The organism is Leptonema illini DSM 21528, from assembly GCF_000243335.1.
Taxonomy (GTDB): Bacteria; Spirochaetota; Leptospiria; order Leptospirales; family Leptonemataceae; genus Leptonema; species Leptonema illini.
This window is the reverse complement of sequence record NZ_JH597773.1, coordinates 834,499-850,466: the sequence shown is the minus strand read 5'-3', so window position 1 is coordinate 850,466 and position 15,968 is coordinate 834,499. Positions and strand designations below refer to the sequence as shown.

Here is a 15,968-nt window from a genome sequence, read left to right as displayed (position 1 = left end):
TACCGCCAAAGGCCGCCCGGCTTTTCTGGTCAGATGCAGGAAAAGGGCCACGATTCCAACCCGCCCGTACTGGCGCGTCAGCTTGATTATCTGACCACCCTGGGCTGGAGCAAGCTTTTCACATTGATCAGCAACGTCGAACCGAAGCGCCTGCTGGAACTTTCGGATCGCGCCGATCATGCCAAGATCCTCAGATTGTTAACCGATGCCGATCTCGAACGTAACATTCACTTTCTGAAGACACTGACTGTCGACGATCTTGTCGCGATTATCGGTCGTTGCCCGATCGACGATCTGGTCCTGATGGTAAGGGAGGGCGACCCCGAAGAGATCGATCGCTTCATCGCCGCATTTGGCATCCAGTTCAACGTCGATCTATTGCTCCGTATCGGCGCCTCTTCGGTGTTGCGTCTTCTTTCCCAGGGTGGCTCGCAGCGCTGGATCCCCGTTCTTGAAGCGGTGGAGCCCGAGCGTCTGCTTCATTTACTGGATGGAGTTCCGTTCTCCGATGTTGAAAGGTTAGCCGACCGACTTCCCGCCGATCAGCTGCGACGCTGGTTTGCCGGCAAAAGCGTGCACGAAACGGTGCTACTCTTTCGCTTTCTGGGAGCTGAGAATCTGATCAAGCTCTTTGACTGGAACGGGCTTGAGGGCTCTCTTGCATTGCTCGAGCTGCTGAGTACAGAGAGGACTATTTTGCTCATCCATGAGATCCGCAAAATGAAGCTGCCGCGTATGCTTGTGCGCGACCGCCGCTCGCTTGAAGAACGTCAGGCACACTGACTTTCGCATTCCACCGCGCTTGCCCGCAGCATTGATCGAAACTTTTGTTGAACCCGAAAAACACGAAAAGCGCGAAAGTAATCCCCGCACCTGGCAGTCCAACCGCTTCTCTGTTTCGTGCTTATTCGGCCTCTCCGGGAGTTACTCGGCCAGAAATTGATTGACATGTCAGTCAATTTCTGGCTCTGTCGAGCCACAGGGAGATTTCAATATGACAGACCGAACGGGCATCTGTGGCGGCGCCATGTTTCAGTCCCTTCAGGCAACGGAGTATTCCACAGACGAGCTCGTCTACGCTACGGTTAAGAGAGCGCTTCAGGCGGCCTCTCTGACGGTCGGCGATATCGATTTTGTCGTTCAGAATGCCGACGACGCCCTCGAAGGTATCGCTATACAGCACGTCTATCAGGTAGAGGCGGCGGGCTCTTTTTTAAAGCAGGAGACGAAGCTTGAAGGCGAGCCCGGTCGGGCCGTCGCCTATGGTTTACATCGTTTGAAGGCCGGGCTTTCGCAATGCGTCCTGATCGTCGCCTACGGCAAGGCCTCTCAGGTCGATACGGCGGCCCTTGAACTGATGGGCACCGATCCCTTTTTTCAACGACCTGTCGGGGCAACGGTGACCGCACTGGCCGGATTGCAGGCTTCGGAGTTCTTGAAAAGAACAGGTTTAACCGAAAGTCATCTATGTCGCAGTCGGGCGATCCGGCACGGCGTTGCCGTCGACATCGTCGAGAAGTCCGCTCCTGTGGCTCTGCCGCTTCGCAAAGGTATGTTGCCGCAGTATGGCGATCTCTGTGTGGCCCTGCTTCTTTCTACGGGGGATTTCGCTCAGAAGAAAGGGCTTTCGTTCACCGCCGTTTCTGGGGTGGGGCTTGCTACGGCCGCCTTTCCGTTTTCGGAGTTTGCCTTCTGGCATACGGCAGAAAAGGCCATACAGGACGCCATGCAGTCATTCACGGCGAGCCCGGAAGAATCCAGCGAAGGGAAAGCATCAGGGGGAGTGGCTATAAAAGATGCGAAGGCACTGTTTCGCGGACGAACGTTTCTTGAGTTCGTCGACGGATGGGCTCATCATGAATGGATGCTTGCCGAGTCTCTTGGTCTTCTTGATACGTCTGATCCCGATAGTTATCTGAACGACGGCCGCATCAATACGACGGGCCCCTGCGTGTATTCGCCTCCGGCGACGGGAGCGGCCCGGATACTGGCCGCCCATGAATTGTTAACGAAGGAGGCGGCGAAAGGAAACGAGGCCGACGCGCTTGTGATTTCTTCTGCCGGCCTTGCCTCGGTATCAAGCTTTCATCTGAGCAATCGCTCACAGACGACCGCGTTACCCGCTTCAGCATCACATACAGGAGCAGAGAAATGAAGGCAGAGACGGCGATCATCGGCACAGGCCAGACGCGCACACGGCTCAAGCGCAAAGATGTCTGTTATCCGGAGCTGCTCGGCGAGGCATGCCGGCTTGCACTACTGGATGCAGGGCTACCCGCATCGGCCATCGACGCCGTCGTCGTCGGTTCAGGCCCTGAGTTTTTCGAGGGCGTCGCCGACCCCGAGCTCTGGGCCGCAGGATGGACGCTTCCGGGCGTGCCGGTGTTTCGCGTCGCTACCGGTGGAACGGTCGGAGCGGCGGCCACGATGGTCGCCGATGTGCTGTGTCGCAGCGGCTACGATACGGTAATTGCCGTGGCCGGCGACAAGCTCAGCGAGAGCGCCGTACAATACGGTCTTTCGCTTGTTTATTCGCCGCTGCTCGGACGGGATTTTGCCGCAGGCGCTCCTTCGGCCGTCGCCAATCAGGCATCGATGTACATGAAGCGTTATCCCGATGCCGACGGTCATCATCTGGCCCGCATCGGCGTGAAGATGCGTGAAAACGCTATGAATAACCCTTACGCACAGCTACGTCTACCCGGCCTGACCGAAGAGGCCGCTCTTCGTATGGACTGGTTATCCACTCCGCTGCGTCTGCTCGATTCCTGCCCCACAAGCGACGCCGCCTGCGCTCTGATCGTGCAGAGAGCCGATCTGGCCGAGCGCCGGCGTCTGCCCGTCGTCTATATTCAGGCGATGGCGGCCGTCTCGGACGGCATGAATCACGTGGATCGAGACTGGACCTGGCCCGAAGCGCTGCGTCGGGCATCGCAGCTCTGTTATGATCGCGCCGGCATCGCCACGCCTGAGATCGATATCATGGAGATCTATGATGCCTTCTCAAGCCAGCATATGATCTGGTATGAAGGCCTCGGCCTTTGCGGTCATGGCGAAGGCTGGCAGGCCGTCGAACGACATCCGGGGCTTGTGAGCGGGATTCCCGTGAATCCGTCGGGCGGCGTTCTCTCAAACAGTTCGGTCGGAGCGAGCTCGATGATACGTCAGGCAGAGATAGTCTTACAGTTAACCGGACGGGCCGGCGATCGACAGATTCCCGACGTGCGTATCGGTCTGGCCCATGGCTGGGGCGGCGCCATTCAATTTCACAGCATCAGCATCCTTTCAAAAGAACGCTCGATCGACGATGTGAGGGCAGAGAAATGAAGATAGACCTTCCGGTAACGGAACATCCGCGTATCGTACAGGGCGCCGTTGAACTGCAGCACCGCTGGACGCCCGGCGGCTTGATCGGCGACTTTCTGAAGTCGCTCGAACGAAAGGAGCTTTTTTCTACGGATGGGCAGTTCTATCCGGGCATTTCTCAGGATCCGGGTTTTGCGCAATCTGATGTGTCTCCTGACTCCGGGCAGCCCGACCGAAGGCCTCTGTCAGTGCATGGCTTTTTGTTTGAAGCAGGATCGCTTCTCTATGACGGCTGGCCGGGGCGAAACGGTATTGAGGGCGTGGACGATCAGCGCTCCTTTCTTGCTCTGATCTCGCATCCCGATTTGAAGGCGCCCTTCGTTCATCGCGTCTGTGCCGACGAGTCTATGCTTGATGTACTCAAGCCCGGAGCGGCGCTTGTATTCGCCGGCCCTTGCTTTCTTGTGGCGGATAACTCCGGTCAGGTCCAGGAGGAATCGGTGCATGCAGAACCGGCACAGACAGAACCGGCGCATGCAAGACGGGAAGCCGTCGCAGCAATCGATGAAGCGGCGCTTGATGTTATTCGAAGCAAGGCAGGCGAGGTCGATCAGGTGATCGTCGTCACGCCACAGCCGGAGTCGCTGCGGGCGGGCGGCAACGGGCTGCTTGAAAAAGCGCACGTGATTCAGGCAGAGCTCTTCTCGGTGCATTCTCTTCTCTATGAGGTGCAGGCCTTTTGCGAGCAGCATGGCCGGGTTCTGCTCATTGCGCCGGCTTATTTTTATCAGGCTGCCGCTCGATCGACGCATCTGTGGAAATTCAATAGTGTGACGTTCGTGCAGAGCGGCGTAATTCCTCCCTCTCTGAAAAAGGAGTTTGAGCAGCGTTATGCGACCGTATCCTCGGTGAGCGACTCTGCGGACGTTGATCCGCTCACCGAGCAGCTTTACACTCATCCGGCAGTGATTGATGCCGTTGTCGCTCGCGGGCGCAAAAACAGGGGGATGGTCATTCTGCGCCAGAACGCAAAAGAAGACGAGCGCCAGATGCGCGAGTTCTACAGACGCAAGGGCATCGTCGTCGACGACGTGCAGATCGTAGATGCCTTTCTGCGAAAAGAAGATGGCTCAGTCGATACCTCCGTTCTACTTGAAGAGGAACGCAGGCTTCGAGAAGGCGTGTCGGTCGTCGAGGGTAGTCTGCGCATCGAGTATGAATGGCATTGCGGTTCGGCGCTCTCGCGCTTCTATGACGGCCTGCAGCATGAAGGACGCTTCTACGGAACCGTATGTTCGAAGTGCCAGAGAGTTCAGGTACCGCCAAAGTTATACTGCGGCGTTTGCTTTGCCGATGCCTTCGAGTTTGTGGCGCTTCCCGATACGGGCGTCGTCGAAAGCTGCACAACCGTTCATCTGGAATTCCCCGGACAGCCGGCGAAGCCGCCCTACACGTATGGATACATCAAGCTCGACGGAGCAAGCACGCATTTCTATCATCTGCTCGACGGTGACGTTGTCGTCGGCGATCGTGTGAAGGCGATCTGGCAGCCGGCCGATCAGCGCAAAGGAGCGATGGCAGACGTGCAGCGTTTTACGCGCATCTGATTGCAGGCTAATTTGTCGGCGAATACGGGCGGCATTCGGCTGTCCTGTACGGGAAGAGTTGCCCGCGCCGGGCAGAGGAAAAAATCGGGTTTATGTGTGTTCTTTCGGCAGCCGACCTGACCTCTGCCGGCGTGATCGGATTCGATCGTAGCGAGCTTCGCATTGAGCGAGCGGTGCTCGATTCGCGTGAGGCCAGAGCAGGCGATCTCTTTGTTTGCATGAAAGGAGAGAACACCGACGGCCATCTTTATGCTGCGGCTGCCGTTGCAAACGGCGCTACTTCTCTTTTAGTGGAGCAGGGCCGCGTCGATGAGGTGCGAGTGGCCGTGCAAGAGGCCATGAGAGAGGATATCAGAGCGACCGGCCCGGACCAGGACTTGAACGGCATCCGGAATGGGAATCCGGACGGCTCCGATATTGCGATCCTCTGCTGTGCCGACGTGCTGCATACGCTACAGCGCATGGCAGCCATCCGACGAAGTCATTATAACGGAACCATCTTTGCCGTCGTCGGCTCAAACGGTAAGACGTCTACAAAAGAGATCCTGTCCTCGCTTCTGCGATGCCGCCTTGGTGACGATGCCGTTTTCGCAACACCCGGTAACTGGAACAATCATCTGGGCGTTCCGCTTTCGCTGCTCTCCCTTCCCGATACGGCGTCGGTTGCCGTGCTTGAGATCGGCATGAATCATGCGGGCGAGATCGAGCATCTGAGCCGCATCGTGAGGGCGCATCATTGCGTCGTTCCGAGCATCGGCTTTGAGCACATGGAGTTCTTTTCTTCAATAGAGGAAGTGGCGGCGGCCGAGCTTGAGATCCTCACAGGCATGAGCGGCGGTGTGATTGTCTACCCGGCTGTGGCCCCGGGCCATGCGCTCTTACAGGAGCAGGCGGCAAAGGCGAAGGTGCGCCCCATCCTCTTTGAGCTGATCACCGACGATATAGCAAAGGCACCCGATTCACAAGGGGGAGGGGAGATACGCCGGGCCCTCTACGAAGGCTCGGGATTCCGGCTGGACGACACGCTTTATTCGTCGGGCGAGTACGCCGGCGCTGCGATGACGTCGAACATCCTGGCCTGTGTGCTTCTGCTTCAGCATGCCGGGTTCGGCGAAGGCCTTGAGGCCTGCACGGCCGCTCTGAGGCCGCAGGCTCGCGGTCGCTTTCGCACGGAGAGAGCAGGCTCGACGCTTATCGTCGACGATACCTATAACGCCAATCCGGATTCGTTTCGTCAGTCGATTCGCACGCTGCGGGAGCTGCTGCCCTCGGGGCGCCTGCTCTGTCTGGCAGGGCATATGGCCGAGCTCGGGCATTTCAGCGAGGCCGGTCACAGGCAGGTTGGGGACGATCTGTATGATGCCGGTTTTGCCGATCTTTTCGTTTGTGGGAATGTCGACGTGAAGGGGATGCATGCCGCCTTCAGGAAAGCCGGCGGAAAAGCGGGCGGCGATGAAGGAAAGTATTTCTCTGATTCGCTCAGTCTGTCGACGTACCTGAAAGAGCATCCGGATCAGGTCGGCGGATTTGACGGTATTCTTGTGAAGGGATCTCGCAGCGCGCGCATGGAGCGGGTTTTGCCCGTTTTGCGTGAGCTGCTTGGAAAAGGATAGGGAATATGTTTGAGTTGATCTACAGTCATTTCGAGCTGCCGGGCTTCTTTCGCCTGTTCGGATACGTGAGCTTTCGCGCTCTGCTGGCGGCGACAACGGCCATGCTTGTTGCGTTTTTCTTCGGGGATCGCATGATTCGCTGGCTGACCGTTCTGAAATTCGGCGAGACGATCCGGTCAGACGGTCCGCAGTCGCATCAGGTGAAGGCCGGTACGCCGACGATGGGCGGCATCCTGATTCTCACAAGCCTTACGGTGGCCTGTCTGCTTTTTGGCAACCTCGAACATCCGATGTTTCTGACGCTGCTGCTCTGCACGATCTTTCTGGGAATGATCGGATTCGCCGACGATTATACGAAGGTCGTGCTCAAAAATAAAAAAGGCCTCAGCGCCCGCATGAAGATGGGTCTGACGATTCTGATCGCCGGCTTCTTTTTGCTGAATTACTGGTGGGCGACTCCCGAGGTCGTTAACCGCGATAAGGGCATCGACTACGAACTGACCTCCATCTTCATGCCTTTCTTTAAAGAACCGCTTTTCGCCCTTCCTCTTGTCATCGGTCTTGTCTTCTGGTTCGTCGTCATTCTCGGTTCTATACACGCGGTGAATCTTACCGACGGCCTTGACGGCCTTGCGATCGGTAACGTCTCTATCGTCGCCGTCACCTTCGGAGCGATGGCCTATCTTGCCGGTACTCCGCGCACGGCCGATTATCTGAACCTTCCGTATGTTGAGAACGCCCATGAGATCGCTGTCTTCCTGGCCGCTCTTGCCGGTTCGGGCATCGGATTTCTGTGGTTCAATGCTCCTCCGGCCCGCGTGTTTATGGGCGATACGGGATCGTTAAGCCTGGGCGGAGCGCTTGGCATGTCGGCGATTCTCATCAAGAAAGAGCTGCTGCTTGTTATTGCCGGCGGTATCTTCGTCGTCGAGGCGCTTTCGGTCATTCTTCAGGTCGCCTCTTTCAAGCTTACCGGCAAGCGCATCTTCCGTATGGCGCCGATACATCATCATTTTGAGTTAGGCGGATGGCCCGAGACGCGCGTCGTCGTTCGCTTCTGGCTGGTCGGAATCATCCTCAGCCTGATCAGCCTTTCGACGCTCCGGATTCAGTGATGCTTGATATTGCAAGTCTCGATCTGAAAGGCCGCCGCGTGCTCGTTACCGGAGCGCTCGGGAAAACGGGGCGTGCCATGGCCGATCTGCTGACAGGCCTCGGCGCCGTCGTGTACGGAACTGATCGCAAGACCGACGGCTCGCTCGAAGGTATGATCGACGTGCGTCCGCGCGAGGATGCCGATCTGTTAACCGAACACCAGATCGAGATCGTCTTCGTCTCTCCCGGCGTTCCTCTTTCCGGTCCGCTTTTCGCGCGGGCGCGGGATCTCAGCATCCCGATCATCGGAGATCTTGACCTCGGTTACCTTTACTTAAAGAAGAATACCGGCAATGCCCGCATCGTCGCCATCACCGGAACGGACGGAAAATCGACGACGACCGCTCTGATCGCCCATCTTCTGCGTGAAGCGGGCATACAGGCGCTTGAATGCGGAAACTATGGCCTTCCTTTTTCGGCTGCCGTTCTTCAGCCGACGACGGTCTTTGTTTGCGAATGCTCTTCATATCAGCTTGAAGATCTTCATTATTTCAAGCCCGATGTCGGTCTGCTTCTTAACATCGCTCCCGATCATCTCGATCGCTATGCCGGCATGGCGGATTATCTGCGGGCAAAGCTGAATCTTTTTTCACTGCAAGAAAAAGAGGACTTCGCCGTTATCGGCCCCGGTATTTTAGCCACATGCCATGAGCTCGGAATCGGCGCCGACGAATTCCCCGGTAGACTGAACTCTGTGTTAACCGAGGTCGGCGAAGATAAACCTGCGGCGCGCCTGGGCGACGCTACTCTCGCGTGGTCGGAGTTTGCCGTAAACAGTGAAACCAATCGCCGCAATGCGGTGATGACACTTGCCGGCATCGAGGCCCTTCTGAAAAAAGGCGTCGACGGGGGCTATGCGGCGACGGCCTTTTATGAAAGGGTTCTGCGCGGTCTGAAATCTTTTCGCGGTCTTCCACACAGACAGGAGATCGTCGTCGAACGCGAAGGCGTCATATTTGTGAACGATAGCAAGGCGACGACGGTGCATGCGGCCCTTTCAGCCGTGGCCTCCTTTCCAGGTAAGAAGGTATATCTGCTTCTTGGAGGCCTTGATAAGAACTCGGACTTCTCTCTTTTTCGAGAAGGCGAGGGATTGCGCATCTATCCGTTCGGCAAGGCGGCCGATAAGATCGCCGAGCAGACAGGGGTGACGCGTCGTTTTGCAGGTCTTGAGGAGGCCTTTTATGAAGCGCTGCGCGAGGCAAGGCGATCGACGGCCTATTTCGGCGGTTCGACGCAGCCCGATTCCGTGATTCTGCTCAGCCCGGCCTGCGCGTCGCAGGATGCCTATCGCAACTATGAAGAGAGGGGGGAGCACTTCCGAAGGCTGGCCCTGCAATGACGAGGCGGGTGGACCGACTGCTCTTTTTGAACGTGCTGATGATCGGCCTTGTCGGTCTCATCGCCCTGTACAGCGCCTCTGCCGTCATGTCTGACATCGACATGAAAGATCCGTTTTACTACGTTAACCGACAGATCGTCTGGACCGTCGTCGGTCTGACGGCCTTCCTTGTCATCATCTTTCTTCCCGCTTCGCTTATAGAACGCCTGACGGTTCCCGGTATGATGATCGCCATACTCGGCCTTCTTCTTGTTTTTGTGCCGGGAGCCGGTAAAAGCGTCTCATCGTCGCGGGAAAGCTTTCACCGCTGGGTTGAGATCGGTCCCGTCTCCTTTCAGCCGTCTGAGTTCGCCAAGATCGCCCTGATTCTGTATTCGGCCTGGGTTCTGCATCGCTATCAGAGCGGCGGCGATCTGCGTCGACTGCTGATTCGAGGCACTCCCGTTCCGCTTGCATTGCTTCTGATCATTCTTGAGCCTCAGTACGGAACGACGGTGACGCTGATCGCCGTGCTGGCCTGTCTTGTTTTTATTACCGGCTTTCCGGTGATGCGTCTTCTTGGCGTGCTTGTCGCCTCTTTGCCGCTTCTTTTTATGCTCGCCTATCTGTGGGAGTATCGCCTCGAACGATTGAAGGTATGGCTTGATCCCTACGCCTATCGCTACGAGGCGGGTTATCAGCTTGTGATGTCCTTTCGCGCCTTTCGCGACGGATGGTGGACCGGCACCGATCTTGCTTCGGGCGTGGCGCATCGTTACCTGACCTTCGGTCATACGGACTTTGTACTCGCCCTGTTCTATGAAGATTTCGGTTATATCGGGCTTGTCGCTCTTGTGCTGCTGTACGGATTTTTTTGCTTCCGAGCCATTCGCCTGATAGCGAAGCTGCCCGAGGATTTCGCCTCGCTATCGGCCGCCGGATGCGTGATCCTTTTCGGCCTGCAATCGTTGATCAATATGTTCGTCGTTACGGGCGTTGTGCCCACGACGGGCATCAGCCTTCCGTTTATGAGCTATGGCGGATCTTCGCTTGTCGTTCAGTATATACTTGCAGGTCTGGTACTGAATTTCACTTCGCAGAACCGGCAGCGGGCCGTTCTGCCTCTATCTGGAGAAAGAGCATGAAGGAGACGGCGCGACTTCTCATTGTGGCCGGCGGAACAGGCGGTCACATATCTCCGGGCCTTGCCCTCGCTGAGGAGGCCGTAGCCCGCAAGGCAGAGGTGCTCTTCCTGAGTATTCCCCGTAATCGCGGTTATGCGGGATTTGCCGGAATGCCCTTTACCGTCGAATTCTACGATGCACCGGCTCTTAAAAAAGACATTCGCATGGTCTTGAGATTTCCCTTCGATTTTTTTCGAGCTCTGAAGCAGGCATCAGCGGTAATCCGACATTTTCAGCCGACGGCCGTGATCGCTCTCGGGGGTTATCCTTCTCTGCCTGCCGCCGCCGCTGCGATCCTTGCAAAGAAGCCGCTCTTTCTGTGCGAACAGAACGCCGTAGCGGGAAAGGTTACGAGAATGCTCAAGCGATTTGCCGCAATGACGTTCCTGACCTTCGGAGAAGAAGACGCTTCAAGCATGCTGACCGGCAACCCTGTGCGAATAAAACTTCGAAAGCGCGCCGCACCGTATTTGAAGAAGAAGCGCACGCTTCGTGCGCATCCCACCGTGCTTGCTCTGGGAGGCAGCCAGGGAGCCGCTCAGCTCAACGAGATGCTCATGAGGCTCTGGGTGGAGTATCCCGAGCTTGCGATGCGCCTGAACTGGATCGTGCAGGCCGGCGCATCGCTGGCTGATGAGCTTCAGAAGCGAGTGGATTTTTTACTTCAGGCGCCGCTTCGTAAGCGCATCGCCGTATTCGGCTTTGACGCCGATATCTTCAGGCATTTCGAGAAGGCCGACATCTGCTTCAGCCGTGCCGGTGCCGGCAACATCACCGAAGCGGTTCTCTTTCGTCTGCCGATGATACTTCTGCCGTACCCCTTTGCCGCAGACAACCATCAACGGGCCAATGCCGAGGTTGCGGTACGAAGCGGGGCGGCCCTTCTCATCGATCGCAAAGATACGGATCCGCGAGAGCTGGCCGAGGCTCTTGAAAAGTTGATGCAAAAATCCGAATATAAAAAAATGACTGAGAGAGCAGGGCAGCTCGCACAACCCGAAGCTGCAGGACGTATTCTCGATGAAGTCATTTTGCGATCCAATCCGTAGTGCTGTGACTGCCCGTCGTCTTCAAGAGCTGCTGACATTGCTGAGGCCGATGGCAGTCGTCATTGCGTTGCTGACGAGTGGGCTTCTTCAGGCCGAGCCCTGCCTTCTGAGCAGCGATGTAAAATCGCTGCATGACTGCGCCTCTGTTCTTGAAGACAGGAAGCACGAATTCAGTTTCGATACTATTGATGCAGAGTCCTTTTCTCTGCCTCTTACAAAAAGCAAACAGGTGGGTTATACGCAGTCTGCGTGGTGGATCAGATTACAGCTCAAAGCTGAGAAGAATCGTCCCTTTTCGGGCACCTTGATCGTCGCCCCACAGGGATGCGATAGAGTCGACGTGCGACTGCGATCGTCGACGGGTTCGGAGCGAACGCTTCAGCTCGGCGACAACGTTCCTTTTTACGAGAGAGAAGTAGACTCCAGGCTTCAGAGCCTGCGCGTTCATCTGGAACCGGCCGAAACGCTCGACGTCATGCTTCGCTATGAAACGACGAACGGGTTGCGTTTTCCGCTACAGATCTACGAAGAGCATGCCTATGAGCGTCATAATGCAAATGAGCGGCTGCTTTACGGTATCTATTTCGGCATCCTGTTCGTCATGCTTCTGTATAACGCCGTTCTCTTTCTCGTCGTTCGTGACGCCGTTTCCGTCGACTATTTGAATTTCCTTGTCGCTTTTGCCCTTGGCGTCACCTCGCTTACGGGTTTTGCCTACGAGTACTTCTGGCCCGATGCCGTTTACTGGACCGATCGGGCCCATCCGTTCTTCATGAATATCGCCCTTTTCTTCGGTATTCGCTTTATTCAGCGCTATATCGACTCGGCCAGGTACGCTCACCTGCTCGATTTGATTCTCAGTGCTCTGCGCTATGTCGCGCTTTTACTTGCCATCGTTAGCATCGGTCCGTATGTCAGGACGGTTTCCATTCTCACGCAGGCCGTCGTGCTGCTCTCCGTGCCGGTGATTTTCGTCGTCAGCGTTCGCGGACTCATGTTGAAGGTGCGGCCAGCCCGTTATCTGATGACTGCCTGGGTGCTGCTGCTCTCAGGAGCCTTCCTTTATGCCCTGGCGTCGGTCGGAGCCCTGCCCTATAACCTCTTCACGTCGAACATGCTGCTTTTCGGATCGGCCGTCGATATGCTGATCTTTTCTCTCGGACTCGGGGAGCGATACAGTCAGCTACGGGTGACCGCTCGCGAATATGAGATGCAGCTTGAAATCGCCCGCAATCTGCAGAAAAGCCTGCTGCCTGCGCTTCCTGAAAGCGTCGGTTCGACAGAGCTGCAATATGCCTTTCGACCCATGCACCTGGTCGGCGGCGATTTTCTCGATATCCTTGATACGAAGGACGGACTCGGGCTTTTTATCTGCGACGTTTCGGGTCACGGTATCGGCGCCTCGCTGCTCTCTTCGATGGTGAAGATGTCGCTGTCGGGTTTCTGGAGCGACTGTGCCGATCGCCCGGCCGAAGTGATCGGACGACTTTATAGATCGTTAACCGACAAATTCGGCGATCAATACCTGACCGCCTGCGCCGTATGGATCGATCGCCAGAGCGGACGCTTACGTTATGCGCGGGCAGGCCATGAAGAGCCGATTCTACTTCGAGCCGACGGAAGCATCGAGTATCTGAATGCGCCGGGAACGATCCTGCATACGATGTTCTATGTTCCGGCCACACCCGAAGAGATCACTATGAGCGCGGGCGATACGCTTCTGCTTTTTACGGACGGGCTCACACAGGCTCTTAACAGGCAGCTCGTATCGTTCGGCGAGGCCGAACTCATTCCGTTGCTCCTTGAGCATCGGAGCGAGTCGCTCTCACTTCTCTGTGAAAGAATCGTGCGGCGTCTCGACGCCTTCACCGACCATGACTTCCGCGACGACCTGGCTCTATTGATTTACAGGCATAATTAAAGCCTGAACGCCCTTTATAAGCTAACCAACCGGTGAGGTTACAGGCTTTCATTGCCATGCGACGGCGTTTTGCACGCGCTGACGCAGATCGGCGACGCAGTTCATAAAATACACATAGGCCTCATGCGGAGTGCCGTATGGGCTGAAGTATTTGTGAACGTCGCCATCCTGCCAGAACTTCGTGCTCATATAATAGAAGTGGTCGGATGTAAGCAGCTTGCGCCAGTTCTCAAGCAGCCGGGGATCGCCGATGCGCTTGATGGGCTCTTCGAGTTCGTAGATGGTGGAAAGCGCTTCACGCTGCATGGAGTTACCCGTCCATGCGGAAAGATCGCGTTCCATATCGGCCCAGGAGATCGGATGATCCGTTTCAACCTCGCCGACGGGCTCGTGTTTGCGAGCCGCCTCAGTGACCGTGCGGAATTGAAAATCCGGGTGCGTCCAGATGGCGCGGGGCAGGTGCTCCATGAAACGAAAGATACCCGTATCTTCCCATTGATGTTCGCCGAACGTTTCATAGTCCATGAACAGGTTGACTACGTTGCCGTTCCCGGCGACGTTATGCACCCAGGGGGCGAACTTCTCGACGGTTAACGGCCATTCCGTCCAGCCGCGATCCGAGAAGCGGAAGGCGATATCGTCGCTCAGTCGATAGTTCTTCAGCATCGTGCGAATCTGCGGACTGTAACGCGGCACGTACAGAAAGTTCGGACTGCGCCATCCGAGGATGCGTTCGGTGCCCTCGGTGACGATGGAGCGGAATCCCATATCGGCGGCGACCCAGCCGATGTGGTTGTTGAAGATCAGCTCGGTATTGCGAAAAGACGTCGGCGTAACGCCGAATTCGTCGCGCATGAGCTTCGCATGCATCTTGACCTGTTCGCGAAACTCCTTTTCGGAGTAGATGCCCGCCAGCGAGTGATAGTAGGTTTCAGATAGGAATTCAACGGACCCCGTATCGGCGAGCGCACGAAACAGGTCGAGCACCTCGGGGCACCATTGCCGGTACTGCTCGACGACCGTTCCGGTCAGAGAGAAGGTAAAACGGAATTCGCCCTTATGTTCTTTTGCCATCTTCAGCAAAAGGCGATTCATGGGAAGATAGCATTTATTCGCCACTTTGAGCAGAACTTCACGATTCTTTTGATCGTCGAAATAGTTGTCCTGGCCGATGTCGAAGAAGCTGTAATGCCTCAATCTGTAGGGTTGATGCACTTGAAAATAGAAACAGACTGATATCATATTCTCTTCTTACCGTTGACGATCTTTCCGTAGATATTGCCGATATTTTTTGCGCTTTCTTCCCAGGAAAGACCGAGTGCCTCGGAGCGACCGCCATCGGCAAGCTGACGATGCAGCCCGTCATCCTGTAAAACGCGCAGAATGTGATGGGCCATCTCGTCCACATCCCAGAAGTTCACCTTGATACAGTGATCGATGACCTCTGAAACCCCGGACTGGCGCGAAACGATAACGGGAACGCCGGCGACCATCGCCTCAAGCACGGAGATACCAAAAGGCTCAGAAACGGAAGGCAGCACGTAAAGATCGCTCATACGGAAGATACGGTCGATATCGGGGCGTTTGAGAAAGCCCGTATAGTGGAAATAGCGGCCGATACCGAGGTCGGCGGCCATCTCAATCATACGATGATACATGTCGCCGGCGCCGACCATCACAAAGCGCACGTTGCCGTATTCTTCGATGACCTTGCGTGCGGCCCGCACAAAATAATCCGGCCCTTTTTGAAAGGTGATTCGGCCAAGGAAGAGTACGATCTTCTCACGCAGCGGACGCTGTACTTCTCCCTGATACTGTAAATCAAACTCAGCGGCATTGTAGACCGGATGAACGCGATCGGCGGGAACGCCATATCGCGATATGAGAATGGATCTCGTATAATTGCTGACGGTGATCACGCCCTGGCAGTTCAGGAAGGTATGCCGCTCCAGATCATAGACATACTGGTTCGGATGATCGCCCGATCGATCATATTCCGTGGCATGAACGTGCGCAAAGAGAGGTTTACCCGAAACATGGGCGGCATAGAGCCCGGCCGGATACGTCATCCAGTCGTGCGCATGGATAAGATCAAAAGAGAGATGGGCAGCGATACGCGAAACGAATTCGGCAAAGGCCTGGATTTCGGAATACAGTCGATCGCCGTAGCCGCCCTGCAGCTCGGCCATGCTCTGCATGGCATTCATCGGAAGCCCGCGAAGCACCTTAGTCGCAAGTTCGCGCGCTTCACTGAGGCTTTCGGGACGCGCATAGACGCTCGTTCCATATAGGTGCATCGTATCGAGTAGAAACTGCTGCAGTTCCTCGGGCGAAAGCGGGATTTCTTTCGAGTTAACGCCGATTACGGTCACATTAGGGTCGCGCGGTTCATCGCCGGTCACCCTGGGCACGACAAAATACACCGTATGGCCGAGAGCTCCAAGGGCGCGGGCCAGACCTCGCGATGCCACGGCAAGGCCTCCGGTGATATGAGGGGGGTATTCCCAACCAATCATTAAAATACGATATCGCTTCATCTTAGATAACGGTGAAAACTCCGGCAGTTTATGGGGGGATGGCGTTGAGACTCCGTCTTAACGCTGAGTTGCCTGCGGCCTCGCTCTCTTTATGTCAATTTTGTGGCCGACTTTTGTTTACAGCGATAGCGGAAAAGCTCCACTATCGAGAAAGCATTCTAAAGGTTTATCCGTCGAAATTCAATCAAATTTTACGGTAGCTGATCTGAAATCTGGAAAAATATTCGAACAGCCTGTAAAGAAGCTGAATTCGTTACATATATTGTGTCTTCGCT

The 15,968-nt window shown here is 56.1% G+C and carries 12 protein-coding genes; 10 read left to right on the top strand and 2 right to left on the bottom strand.

The genetic code is table 11. The features are described from left to right. Positions 1-33 precede the first annotated feature (33 nt). The 10 genes from LEPIL_RS03845 to LEPIL_RS03800 all read left to right on the top strand — a co-directional run bounded on the left by LEPIL_RS03845 (position 34) and on the right by LEPIL_RS03800 (position 13,156). Positions 34-783 carry a hypothetical protein gene (locus LEPIL_RS03845; RefSeq protein ID WP_002770128.1) on the top strand — a complete coding sequence of 250 codons (750 nt, stop codon included), beginning with the start codon at positions 34-36 and terminating at the stop codon, positions 781-783. Between the two features lie 211 nt (positions 784-994). Beyond that, positions 995-2,155 (top strand): hypothetical protein, encoded by a 1,161-nt coding sequence (locus LEPIL_RS03840; protein ID WP_002770127.1) that lies wholly within the window; start codon positions 995-997, stop codon positions 2,153-2,155. Further along, positions 2,152-3,327 (top strand): thiolase C-terminal domain-containing protein, encoded by a 1,176-nt coding sequence (locus LEPIL_RS03835; RefSeq protein WP_002770125.1) that lies wholly within the window; start codon positions 2,152-2,154, stop codon positions 3,325-3,327. Before LEPIL_RS03840 ends, LEPIL_RS03835 begins: the two co-directional genes overlap by 4 nt. Continuing rightward, entirely contained in the window at positions 3,324-4,913 is a 1,590-nt protein-coding gene (locus LEPIL_RS03830) for a Zn-ribbon domain-containing OB-fold protein (RefSeq protein WP_002770123.1), read from the top strand. The genes LEPIL_RS03835 and LEPIL_RS03830 overlap by 4 nt, the downstream gene beginning before the upstream one ends. Before the next feature lie 92 nt (positions 4,914-5,005). After that, positions 5,006-6,526, top strand: a complete 1,521-nt coding sequence (locus tag LEPIL_RS03825) for a UDP-N-acetylmuramoyl-tripeptide--D-alanyl-D-alanine ligase (RefSeq protein WP_002770121.1) — start codon at positions 5,006-5,008, stop codon at positions 6,524-6,526. Positions 6,527-6,531: 5 nt separating this feature from the next. Next, positions 6,532-7,641 carry a phospho-N-acetylmuramoyl-pentapeptide-transferase gene (mraY, locus tag LEPIL_RS03820; protein ID WP_002770119.1) on the top strand — a complete coding sequence of 370 codons (1,110 nt, stop codon included), beginning with the start codon at positions 6,532-6,534 and terminating at the stop codon, positions 7,639-7,641. Further along, positions 7,641-9,023 (top strand): UDP-N-acetylmuramoyl-L-alanine--D-glutamate ligase, encoded by a 1,383-nt coding sequence (murD, locus tag LEPIL_RS03815; RefSeq protein ID WP_002770117.1) that lies wholly within the window; start codon positions 7,641-7,643, stop codon positions 9,021-9,023. The genes mraY and murD overlap by 1 nt, the downstream gene beginning before the upstream one ends. An 8-nt stretch (positions 9,024-9,031) precedes the next feature. After that, positions 9,032-10,147: an FtsW/RodA/SpoVE family cell cycle protein gene (locus tag LEPIL_RS03810; protein ID WP_157135019.1), complete on the top strand. Its 1,116-nt coding sequence runs from the start codon at positions 9,032-9,034 to the stop codon at positions 10,145-10,147. Continuing rightward, a complete protein-coding gene (locus LEPIL_RS03805; protein WP_002770105.1) occupies positions 10,144-11,235 on the top strand; it encodes a UDP-N-acetylglucosamine--N-acetylmuramyl-(pentapeptide) pyrophosphoryl-undecaprenol N-acetylglucosamine transferase in 1,092 nt (363 codons plus the stop codon). Before LEPIL_RS03810 ends, LEPIL_RS03805 begins: the two co-directional genes overlap by 4 nt. Before the next feature lie 49 nt (positions 11,236-11,284). Further along, complete coding sequence (locus LEPIL_RS03800) at positions 11,285-13,156, top strand: SpoIIE family protein phosphatase (RefSeq protein ID WP_040918282.1); 1,872 nt, start codon at positions 11,285-11,287, stop codon at positions 13,154-13,156. Between the two features lie 48 nt (positions 13,157-13,204). On the opposite strand, the gene LEPIL_RS03795 is transcribed toward LEPIL_RS03800, so the two are convergent. Both LEPIL_RS03795 and LEPIL_RS03790 read right to left on the bottom strand, forming a co-directional pair. Further along, a complete protein-coding gene (locus tag LEPIL_RS03795) occupies positions 13,205-14,398 on the bottom strand; it encodes a glycoside hydrolase family 57 protein (protein WP_002770101.1) in 1,194 nt (397 codons plus the stop codon). Further along, positions 14,395-15,672, bottom strand: a complete 1,278-nt coding sequence (locus LEPIL_RS03790) for a glycosyltransferase family 4 protein (protein ID WP_002770099.1) — start codon at positions 15,670-15,672, stop codon at positions 14,395-14,397. The genes LEPIL_RS03795 and LEPIL_RS03790 overlap by 4 nt, the downstream gene beginning before the upstream one ends. Between the last annotated feature and the right edge of the window lie 296 nt (positions 15,673-15,968).